The 11,077-nt window shown below is 59.6% G+C and carries 6 protein-coding genes; all 6 read left to right on the top strand.

What is annotated here, in order from left to right:
- Positions 1–393 precede the first annotated feature (393 nt).
- Positions 394–3,168: a YhgE/Pip family protein gene (locus GT495_RS08580; protein ID WP_370457633.1), complete on the top strand. Its 2,775-nt coding sequence runs from the start codon at positions 394–396 to the stop codon at positions 3,166–3,168.
- Positions 3,169–5,358 carry a YhgE/Pip domain-containing protein gene (locus tag GT495_RS08575; RefSeq protein ID WP_161162344.1) on the top strand — a complete coding sequence of 730 codons (2,190 nt, stop codon included), beginning with the start codon at positions 3,169–3,171 and terminating at the stop codon, positions 5,356–5,358. It abuts the gene before it with no gap.
- A gap of 333 nt (positions 5,359–5,691) precedes the next feature.
- Positions 5,692–6,669, top strand: coding sequence for a DMT family transporter (locus GT495_RS08570; RefSeq protein WP_161162343.1), 978 nt, complete (start codon positions 5,692–5,694; stop codon positions 6,667–6,669).
- Between the two features lie 121 nt (positions 6,670–6,790).
- Positions 6,791–8,089, top strand: a complete 1,299-nt coding sequence (locus GT495_RS08565) for a M20 family metallopeptidase (protein ID WP_204986910.1) — start codon at positions 6,791–6,793, stop codon at positions 8,087–8,089.
- Between the two features lie 122 nt (positions 8,090–8,211).
- Complete coding sequence (locus tag GT495_RS08560) at positions 8,212–9,516, top strand: MFS transporter (protein WP_161162342.1); 1,305 nt, start codon at positions 8,212–8,214, stop codon at positions 9,514–9,516.
- Between the two features lie 150 nt (positions 9,517–9,666).
- Positions 9,667–10,980, top strand: a complete 1,314-nt coding sequence (gene hisS, locus GT495_RS08555; protein WP_161162341.1) for a histidine--tRNA ligase — start codon at positions 9,667–9,669, stop codon at positions 10,978–10,980.
- The last annotated feature ends 97 nt before the right edge of the window (positions 10,981–11,077 follow it).

Raw genomic sequence — 11,077 nt, 5'->3', positions numbered from 1 at the left:
TTGTCGCAGCCCCGACCCGCGGTCACGAGCGGGGGCTCCTGTCTTTTTAGTGCCCTCGGATTGGGTCATAGTGTCTGTCGTTGCCAAAACATCGGCGCTTCCGTTGTTGTAGTCATTGGGGACGTTCTTAAATGACTAGTCGTTGGGGACGTTCCTGTTTGACTGGTCGTTTAAGAACGTCCCCAATGACTATTCGAACTGCTAGTTTGTGCGGGTTGTGGTTTTGGGAGCTGCGGGAATTTAAGATACTGTACATCTGTACGTTAACTCATCTTCGTAGTATATTGCTACCCGCAAAACTCAGCACCATTGTGCCGCGAGATGTTAGCGTGCCTCCGTACAATGGTTGTTAATAGCATGATTCGGCTAAACGATAGGATGGATGGTCCAAGCGTGAGTCTCGGCAACAAACTATCCGATGCAAAGGTTTCCTTTGCAATCTTTAAACGCGACATCAAGCGATTGATCGTGAACCCCGTCGCTCTGGTGGTTACCCTGGGCGTGTGCGTCATTCCCTCGCTGTATGCCTGGTACAACATCGTCGCCAACTGGGATCCGTACGGAAATACCCAGGGCATTAAAATCGCCATCGCCAACAACGATCGGGGCACCCAGAACGACCTAGTGGGCGAGCTTAACGCAGGCGATAAGGTGGTCGACCGGCTCAAGGAGAACGACCAGCTTGGCTGGACCTTCGTCGACTCGGCGGCAGATGCCAAAGAGGGCGTCGAAAGTGGTGAATACTATGCCGCCATCGTGATTCCCAAGAACTTCTCCGACAATCTCGTCTCGATGCTCGACGGCAATTACCATCAGCCGAAGCTCACCTATTACGTCAACGAGAAAAAGAGCGCCATTGCGCCCAAGGTTACCGATACCGGTGCCAACACCATTGAGGAGCAGATCAACTCGGAGTTTGTCTCTACGGTGGGCGAGACCGTCGCGGGCATTGCCAAAGATGCCGGCATCGACCTTAAAGACAAGGCAACCCAGACCCAGGATTCGCTGGCGGGCTCGGTGTCCGAGGCGTCTGATACCCTGGGCGAAGTACGTGATTCCATCGGCGACATGAACACCGCCGTCGACAAGACAAGCAGCTCGATTGCTTCGGCCGATGCTGCGTTGGCGGGCCTGCAGGGACAGACGCCTTCGCTAACGCAGGCAATCGCTCAGGGTAATGATCTGCTGGGCGAAGCTCGCACCACGGCTGGCAAGTCCATCACCTCGCTCTCCAAGGCACTTTCGGAGGGCAGCATTGTGCTGAGTAAGACATCGGCTTCTGCAAACGCCGCGATCGGCAGACTGACCGGTACGGTTACGTCCACGACCACTCGAATCGACAACTCGCTCGAGTCTCTCCAAGCGACGATCGATCACAATAAGGCCGTTATCGGGCACTTGGAGATTCTCGTCAACGACACGTCGACAGGTTCCGAGGAAATCGACGCGCGCATTGTATCGACCATCGATTTGCTTCGAGAGCAGAATGAAAAGCTTCAGAGCATCAAGGACGGTCTGTCCGCGCAATCGAGCGCCATGGCGAATGACGCCGCGGCCGTCTCGGGTGCCAGCGACGCTATCAATAACGCCATTCAGACCGGTACGGCCAACCTTGGCCAGGCCCAGACGAATCTGGGTCAAAACGCGCTGCCGAAGGCCTCGAGCGCGCTTGACTCCTTTGCCGCCGTCTCGGGTGATCTGACCGGCATGGTGTCGGGTATGACCCCCACGATAGCGAGCGCGCGCGGTACGCTGGCGCAGCTCGACGCCACGCTCAAGCAGGCGAAGACCACGCTGTCCCAAACCGACGCCTCCCTTGCCAAGGTTCAGGGCAAGCTCGCGACCGCCGCCAATGACATTGCGGCGCTGCAGACCTCTGAGTCTATGGGCAAGTTAGCCGACCTCATGGGCGTCGACGTCAATGACGTGGCAGATTTCATGGCATCTCCGGTTGAGTTGACGTCCAAGTCAATCTATCCGGTCAAGAGCTTTGGCTCGGGCATTGCTCCCTTCTACACCAATCTGGCGCTGTGGGTAGGCGGCTATGTGCTCATCGCTATCTACAAACTCGAGGTCGACCGCGAGGGCATCGGTAGCTTTACGGCGCGTCAGGGCTACTTTGGCCGCTGGCTGCTGATGGTGATCCTGGGCGCGTTCCAGGCCATTATCGTTACGGTGGGCGACCTGGTCATTGGCGTTCAGTGCGTCAATCCGCTGCTCTTTGTGCTGGGCGGCATCGCTATCTCGTTCACCTACGTCAACATCATCTATGCGCTGTCCATCACCTTTAAGCATATCGGTAAAGCCATTGGCGTCATCCTCGTCATTGTGCAGATCCCCGGCTCGTCGGGCATGTATCCCATCGAGATGATGCCCGGCTTCTTCCAATGGCTGCATCCGCTGCTGCCCTTCACCTATGGCATCAACCTGCTGCGCGAGACCGTCGGTGGCATGTACTCGTTCAACTACTTGTTCAACCTGTGCATCCTGGGCGTGTTCCTTATCATCGCGCTCTTTATCGGACTGCAGCTGCGCCCGTTGCTGCTCAACCTCAATCTGCTCTTTGATAAGCAGCTTTCCACGACGGGCCTCATGATCTGCGAGTCCAACGACCTGCCGCGCCAGCGCTATTCGCTGCGCACGGCCATGCGCGTCGTGCTCGATTCCGATTCGTACCGCCGCGAGGTGCTCGACCATGCGGTGGCTTTTGAGCACCGTTACCCCTACTACATCAAGGGCGGTTTTGCCGCCGTGGTGGGCGTCCAGGTCCTGCTCTTTGTGCTTTCGACGGTGCTCGATATCGACAATAACGGCAAGATCATCCTACTGGTTGTCTGGATTGTCTCGGTTATCGCCATCTGCGGCTGGCTCATTAACATCGAATATATCCGCGCGAGCCTCAACACCCAGATGCGCATCTCGGCGCTTTCGGATGAGGACCTTCGCCGCGAGATGCGCGAGCACACGGCTGCCATCCCTGCTGCCCGTCGCATGTTTGGTCTCAACGCCAGCGAGCGGGACACCAAGGACAGCGAACAGCCCACGAGTCGTCTGCCGCATATCGGTGCGCATCGTAAGGCTCAAGATGCCGACGGCGTTGACAACGTAAACGGAAACGACAGGGACACCGCCCCGCTTGGCAAGCACTCCAAAGGAGGTGAGGCATAAATGAAGAATATCCTGCATCTGTTTAAGCGTGATGTCCAAAATGTGTCTCACTCCGTGATCGGCATGATCGTCGTGATGGGCCTGATCATCGTGCCATGCCTGTACGCGTGGTTTAACATCGCCGGAAGCTGGGATCCCTACGGCAATACCGGCAACCTTAAGATTGCAGTGGTCAACACCGACGAGGGCTACGAGAGCGATCTGATTCCCGTCGAGGTCAACGTGGGCGAAAACGTAACCGCCACCCTGCGCGGCAACGAGAACTTCGACTGGGTCGTCCTCAACGACCGCGATAAGGCGATTGAGGGCGTTAAGTCGGGCGCGTACTACGCTGCCGTCGTTATCCCTAAAACGTTTAGCGCCGACATGATGACGCTTTTCTCGACCGAGGTGAAGCACGCCGATATCGAGTTCTATGAGAACCAGAAGGCCAACGCCATCGCACAGATCGTGACTGAAAAGGGTTCAAGCGCCGTCCAGAGCCAGGTCAACGAGACCTTTACCAAGACCATCACGAGCATCGGCCTTAAGACCGTGTCCAGCCTGCTCGACTATATGAGCACCGACCAGGTGAGCAACTTTATCGCCAATCTGTCCTCCACGCTGGGCGATTCGGTCGAGGACCTGCACGACGTTCAGGCGAGCGCGACGTCGCTCGCGGGCATGCTGAGCTCGACGTCCGATTCACTGACATCGGCGGGCGGCATGCTCAAGCAGACGGGCACCGTTGATGAGTCGACGAAGCAGCTGATGGAGCACGCCAAGAGTGGCATTAGCGATTCCGAGGAAGCGCTGAAGGCCGCCAGCGATGCCATCAACGCCGCGATTGACGGAAGCGCGGGTTCATTCGATAACGTGTCCGCCGCGCTTGAGAAGGCATTCGATGCCGCGAATCAGCATGTTGACCTTACGGTGTCTCAGCTCAACGAAGCCGCAGCGGCGCTCAATACGCGTGCTGACGATATCGATGCGATGGCCGATAAGCTCCGCAACCTTGCCGATCAGGTGAGTAATGACAAGCTCAAAGACGGCCTCAAGTCCGCTGCGACGTCGCTGGGCAGAATTGCCGTGGAGTACCGCAACAATGCGAAGGACCTGACGGCGACCGCAAAGTCCCTTTCGGACAGCATGGCGGAGATTAACAACTCGCGTGCCGAGGTCGACCAGGCTATCGCCGATGCCAAGGCGGGTATCTCGGGTGCCAAGTCCGACTACGATTCTACGTTCTCGGTTAAGGCCAAGGAGCTCAAGAAGACCATTTCGGGCGTTCTGGATTCCCTGAACGGTATCTCGGGTGACTTGGATAGCGCCGTGAGCGGTCTGGCCGACGCCTCTGGTTCGCTCGCGAAGGGTCTCTCCAAGGCTGCCAGGCTCGTCAACAAGGCTTCCGATCAGCTGGGCGAGGCGTCGGACAAGATCAGTGCCTTTAAGGACGAGCTTGATAGTGCCCTGATGTCGGGTGACCTGGCCATGATTAAGACAATGATCGGCAGCGACCCCGAGGGCCTCGCCGCGTCGCTTTCCGGCCCTGTTGCGCTCGATCGCAAGCCGGTCTATCCGATCCGCAACTATGGCTCGGCCATGGCGCCGTTCTATACGATTTTGTCGCTGTGGGTGGGCTCGATTGTTCTGGCGGCCATGATGAAGGTCTCGGTGAACGATGAGCTCATCAACGAGCTCGTCCCCGTGCGCCTGCACGAGATCTATCTGGGCCGTTATCTGTTCTTTGGCGGTCTGGCCTTGCTGCAGGCAACGCTTGTGTGCGCGGGCGACATTCTGTTCTTTGGCATCCAGTGCGACAACCCCCTGCAGTTTGTGCTTGCCGGCTGGGTCGCGAGCCTCGTGTTCTCCAATATCGTCTACACGCTTACGGTATCGTTTGGAGATATCGGCAAGGCCCTCGCCGTCGTGCTGCTGGTCATGCAGGTCGGCGGTTCGGGCGGTACGTTCCCCATCGAGATGACCGGCCCCGTGTTCCAGGCGATCTACCCGTTCCTGCCGTTTACCCACGGCATCAACGCCATGCACGCCGCCATGGCCGGTGCCTACCATATGGAGTACTGGATTGAGCTGGGTGTCTTGGCGAGCTACCTGATTCCGTCGCTGGCCCTGGGTGTCGTCTTCCGCCGCCCGGTCATCAAAGCCAACGACTGGATTATCGAGAGGTTGGAGTCGACCAAATTGATTTAGTTACGCGGTTTTACCAAACCGCGTAACGGCTCGACGCTGCAAACGCCCCTAAGCGGCAATCTGACGTTCAATTTCAAGGGCGCGACCAGAAGGTCAGCGCCCTTTCATTTCACGTCACCTCGCTCGCTTAGGGTCGTTTTCGCTGACATTGCCGGAGCATCGAGGTTCACTTTGCCGACGCTTTAGCGGGCTGGATTGCATGGGCTGCTTGGTTGTTGCTACAGTAGCGGGGCGTGCCGGGGGTCCGGCGCGTCCCGTTTTTATTTGACCATGAGGCGGCACGCAGCCACGCGCGTGCGGACACCACGCCCAGATTGAGCGCGAGGATGCCCTATGGCCCAGCATACCAGTGACGATATCGAAATGATGCCTGATAGCCCTGTTGCCCGTGAAGACCTGGGTGCGGGCGGCACCTCCCGCGGCGCCGGCGCCCGCTCGCCGCTGTTCTGGAAAGTTCTATTGCTTTCGGTGGCGATTGTCTGGGGTTACTCCTTTACCACTATGAAGGACGCGCTCGACACCATCCCGGTGTTCGAACTGCTTTACGTGCGCTTTTTGCCTGCGGCGTTGGTCATGTTTGTCATCTTCCACAAGCGCATCATCGCGCACCTCAACGCCCGTAACCTTATCGTCGGACTTGGAATGGGGGCACTTATGTGGGCCGCCTACGCCCTGCAGACAGTCGGTCTGGCGCACACCACGGCGGGCAAGAATGCTTTTTTGACGGGCACGTATTGCATCCTTGTGCCGTTCGCGAGCTATTTTCTGAGCGGCGAAAAACTCACCCGCTATAACCTGGGTGCAGCACTGCTGTGCTTGGCGGGCATTGGCTTGGTGGCGCTCGATAGCGTTGAATTCAACATCGGTGACGTCATTACGCTGGCGGGTGCTGTCTTTTTCGCCATCCAGATGGCGGTGACCGCCAAGTACGGTCGCAAAATGGACATCAACGTCATCACGTTTTGGATGTTTGTGGGCAACGGCGTGCTGAGCTTGGTCTCGTCGCTGCTATTCGAGACCCAAGCGCCTCCGTCCGTGTGGACGCCGAGCTTTATCAGTGTGATGGCGTTTCTCTCGGTGGGCTGCACATGTGTGGCCCTGCTCGTCCAAAACGTCGGCCTGGCGCATGTCCCGGCCTCGACGGGCTCGCTGCTCCTTTCGATGGAGTCGCCTTCGGGTGTGCTGTTCTCGGTGCTGCTGATGGGGGAGGCGCTCACCTCGCGCTTGCTCGCCGGCTTCGCGCTTATCTTCCTGTCGATTATCTTGAGCGAGACGCATTTCGACTTTTTGCGCAAAAAGCCGCGAGCGTGATTGTAAACAACTTATTGCGCCGCCTCCCGGGGCGGCATTTTTTATGCGTCGCCCTTAAAGTTGTATCTTGCACTTTACGCTATCAAAGTGCTTGCTGCAAAAACGTTACTGGAGGGCATCTATGGCACCAGCTCTGTCCGATCTTCAACCGCAACCAGCGCCTCAGACCACTACGGTGGCGCAGGCCGCTATCGGCAATGGCCTGGTCACAGAAGCTCAGGCGTTTGCCAATGAGCTTGCCGCATGGCGCCATGATCTCCATCAAACGCCTGAGCTCGGTAACAACCTTCCGCAGACGTCCGCGTATATCCAGGCGCGTCTGGACGAGATGGATATTCCCTATGCCGTGCTTGTTGACGGCTCCTGTGTCGTCGGCCTCATCGGTGCCGGCGCGGCAGCTGCTGCTCGGGGTAACGGTACGTGTACGGACAAGCAGGCCGGTACGGTCATCATGCTCCGTGGCGATATGGATGCCCTGCCTGTTGCCGAGGAGTCGGGAGAGCCTTTTGCCTCCATCAACGGCTGCATGCACGCATGCGGACACGATATGCATGCGACGGCGCTGCTTGGTGCGGCGCGCCTGCTCAAGGCCCGCGAGTACGAGCTTGTCGACGCCAACGCCACGGTTAAGTTGCTGTTCCAGCCGGGCGAGGAAACCTTTGAGGGCGCCCGCGCCGCCATGGCCGACGGTCTGCTGCAGAACCCGCGTCCCCAGGCCGCCTTTGCCATGCATGTCAATAGCCAGTCGCCGCTCGGCCTGGTGCTCTACGGCAGCCCGGCGCTCTCGGGCGTGTACGGTTTCCGCATCACGCTGCAGGGCAAGGGCGGCCATGGCTCGAGCCCCGAGATCTGTATCGACCCCATCACGGCCGGCGTCCATGTGCACCTGGCGCTTCAGGAGCTCATCGCTCGCGAAGTGCCGGCGGCCAAGGAGGTCGCACTGACCGTTGGCAAGTTTGCCGGTGGCCAAGCGGCCAACGTTATACCAGATACCTGCGTGCTCGAAGGCACGCTGCGTGGCTTCAATGTCGAGCTCATGGAGCATCTCAAGACCCGCATCGCGGAGGTCGTCAAAGGCGTTGCCGCGACCTATCGTACGCCGGCGACCCTCGAGACGCTCTCGGATGTTCCCCCGCTCGTACTCGATGACGACATGACCCAGGCTTCGCTTGGCTACGTGGGTGCGACGCTGCCCAAGGCCACCTTCCTGCCGCTGTTCCATGCCATGGCGAGCGAGGACTTTGCGCTTATCTCGAGCGAGATACCGAGCGCGTACTTTACGATCGGCGCTGCTGTGACCGATACGGACGAACACTTTGCCCAGCATCATCCCAAGGCACGTTTTAACGATGCCGAGCTTCCCCTTGGCGCCGCGGCTTATGCCGCCGTCGCTCTCGGATACATTGCGGACCACCGGTAGCACCCAACCTTGCCTTTCAAGCCTGTGGGCATGGCCATAAGGCCTATGCCCTTGTCTTTCAAGGCAATCTTGGGCACTACCGGCGCCCGGCGCAGACTATTCGTTTGTTTACAAGGAACAGTATGTCCCAGCAGCATAAATTCTTCCCCGGTTGGCTCGTCGTGGCCTCCGGCTTTGTCATCATGGCCACGTGCTACACGATTTTCGTTAACTGCATGAGCCTGTTTCAGCCGCTCATCGTCAGCGACTTGGGCATTTCTCTTGCGCAGTACAACATCTCCAACGCCATCTCCACCGTGGTGAGCGTTATCGGCTCACTTGTCATTGGCCATGTTGCCGATAAAGTAAGCGGCCGCGTTTTGGGCTCCCTCACTGTAATCGCCACCTCTGCCGTTCTTGCCGGCATGAGCTTTGTCGGTGAGCTGTGGCAGGTCTACGTGCTCTTTGCCATCTCGGGCTGCTTTGCCGTCGCCTCGACCCGCCTACTCATCAGCCTGGTGACCGCCAACTGGTTTACGGCCAAGCGAGGCCTTGCCATCTCCATCGCGCTTTCGGGCTCGGGCTTTGGCGGGGCCATTCTCTCGCCGATCGTGAGCTCGCTGATCGTGAGCGTTGGCTGGCGTTCCGCCTTCCTGGTGCTGGCGGCTATCTGCATGGCGGCGGCGCTGCCCATCACGGCCTATTCCTTCCGCACCAAGCCTTCCGAGATCGGCCTTAAGCCGCTCGGTGAGAACCCGGGCGATCCGTCCGTCTCGACGGCTGGCGACAAGGACGAGCACACGGCGCCCGAGGTTAACGTCGGTTGGTCGCGCATCAAGAAGAGTCCGGCGTTTTGGCTGCTTGTCGTCGCCTTCCTCTTTATGGGTCTCGTCAACGGCGCCATCCTGCCCAACCAAGTTACGAACATGACGAGCGTTACCGTCAACGGTGCCAAGATCGTCACGGGTGGCCACGATCCCATGTGGGCCGGTACGGTGCTTTCTGCCTACATGGTCACGGTCGTTATCGCCAAGATCTCGCTCGGTGCCATCTACGACCGCTTTGGCCTGCGCTTTGGCAATATCCTTGGCTCCGTTGCGTGTATTGTCGCCTGTGTGGCGCTGTGCTTTCCGACGACGGACCTCGGTCCCATTGTGGCCGCTGTGAGCTTTGGTATCGGAACGTGCATGGGCACCATCACGCCTACCATTGCCGCGTCCAAGCAGTTTGGCATGGCCGACCTCGGCAAGGTCACGGGCACCATTACCTCGCTCGAGATGGTCGGCGGCACCGTGGGCGCCATCGTCTCGGGCGTGCTGTTCGATGCCACGGGCTCCTTTGCGAGCACCTGGATTGTGTGCCTGGCATGCTCCGTGGTCATGCTCGTGTTCCTGCTGGCATCCGAGCCCATCGCCGCCAAGCTGCGCTCGAGCGCGGCGGGGGAGTAGGTAGGCCAAAGCGCATCACATGCCGCGGTGGCGCGTCTGGCCGAACGAGTCCCCATACCCTCGTTCGGCCAGACGCGCCGCCGCTGCTTGTGTTTGTGCCGTATAATGTCCACTACCTATGACGCGATACTAAAAGAAAGGTGTTTGCCCATGCAGGCACAGAAGGCGGAGGGAACCCGCGACCTTATCGGCGCCGAGATGCGCGCCTGGCAAAAGATGCAGCAGATCGCCGCCGGCGTGTTCGAGCCGTTTGGCTTTAAGCCCATCGAGACGCCCGCGATCGAGCAGGTGGACGTGTTTGTCCACGGTATCGGACAGTCGACTGACGTCGTTCGCAAGGAGATGTTCCGCGTGTTTAGCGGCGCCAACCTGGAGCGCGTCTTTACCGAGGGTACCGATACCAAGCTCAAGCCCAAGCAGCGCCTGGCCCTTCGTCCCGAGGGCACGGCCGGCGTGGTGCGCGCCGTCGTGGAGAACAACCTGGTGCCCCAGGGCTCCACGCCGTTTAAGGCCTATTACGCCGAGGCCATGTTCCGTGGCGAGCGTCCCCAGAAGGGCCGCCTGCGCCAGTTCCACCAGGTGGGCATCGAGTGGCTCGGCGCTCCCGATCCGGCGTCAGACGCCGAGTGCATCATCATGCTCATGGAGTTCTACAAGCGCCTTGGTTTCGATCTTTCCAAGCTCCGTCTACTCATTAACTCGATGGGCGATGCCCAGTGCCGTCCGGCCTATCGTGAGCAGGTCAAGCAGTTCATTCTCGATCACGCCGACGAGATGTGCGACGAGTGCCGCGAGCGCGCCGAGCTTAACCCGCTGCGCGCCTTCGACTGCAAGAACGACCATTGCCGCGAGATCATGGCCGAGGCCCCGCTGATGGGTGACAACCTGTGCGACGAGTGCCGCGAGCACTACGAGCAGGTCAAGCGCTATCTGGACGCCGCCGGCATCGAATATGTCGAGGACCCCACCCTGGTGCGCGGCCTGGACTACTACACCCGTACCGTCTTTGAGGTCGAGGCCCCTGGCGCAGGCGTCGGCTCCATCGGTGGCGGCGGCCGCTACGACGGTCTGGTCGAGCTCGAGGGCGGCAAGCCCACGGCCGGCGTCGGCTTCGCTGTCGGTTTTGAGCGCGCCCTGCTGGCCCTGCAGGCCTTTGGCAGCGACCTGGGTGCGGAGGAAGTCCCGTGCGTCTACGTTGCCAACGCCGGCAAGGAGCTGCGTCAGAACGTCTTTGCCATCACGCAGGAGCTTCGCGCTGCAGGGATTGTGACCGAGGCCGACTATCAGGGTCGTTCGCTCAAGGCCCAGTTTAAGCAGGCCGACAAGGTGGGCGCCAAGCTCATCCTGGTCCTGGGTGACGACGAGCTTGCCGCCGGCAAGGTCAAAGTGCGCGACATGGAGAGCCACGACGAGGTTCTCGTCGATCTGACCAACGTGGTCGAGGCGGTTCGCGAGCGCCTGTAGCGCATCATTTTGAACTGCGGGTCCGCCAACACGTCCCGCTCGCGGCGCACGATTGTTACGGGGGCGTTTCGCTTTTATGCTGAATGCCCCCGTTTGC

Source organism: Collinsella sp. BIOML-A6, assembly GCF_009875845.1.
In the GTDB taxonomy this organism is placed as follows: domain Bacteria; phylum Actinomycetota; class Coriobacteriia; order Coriobacteriales; family Coriobacteriaceae; genus Collinsella; species Collinsella aerofaciens_H.
This window is presented reverse-complemented; position numbering and strand designations above follow the sequence as displayed.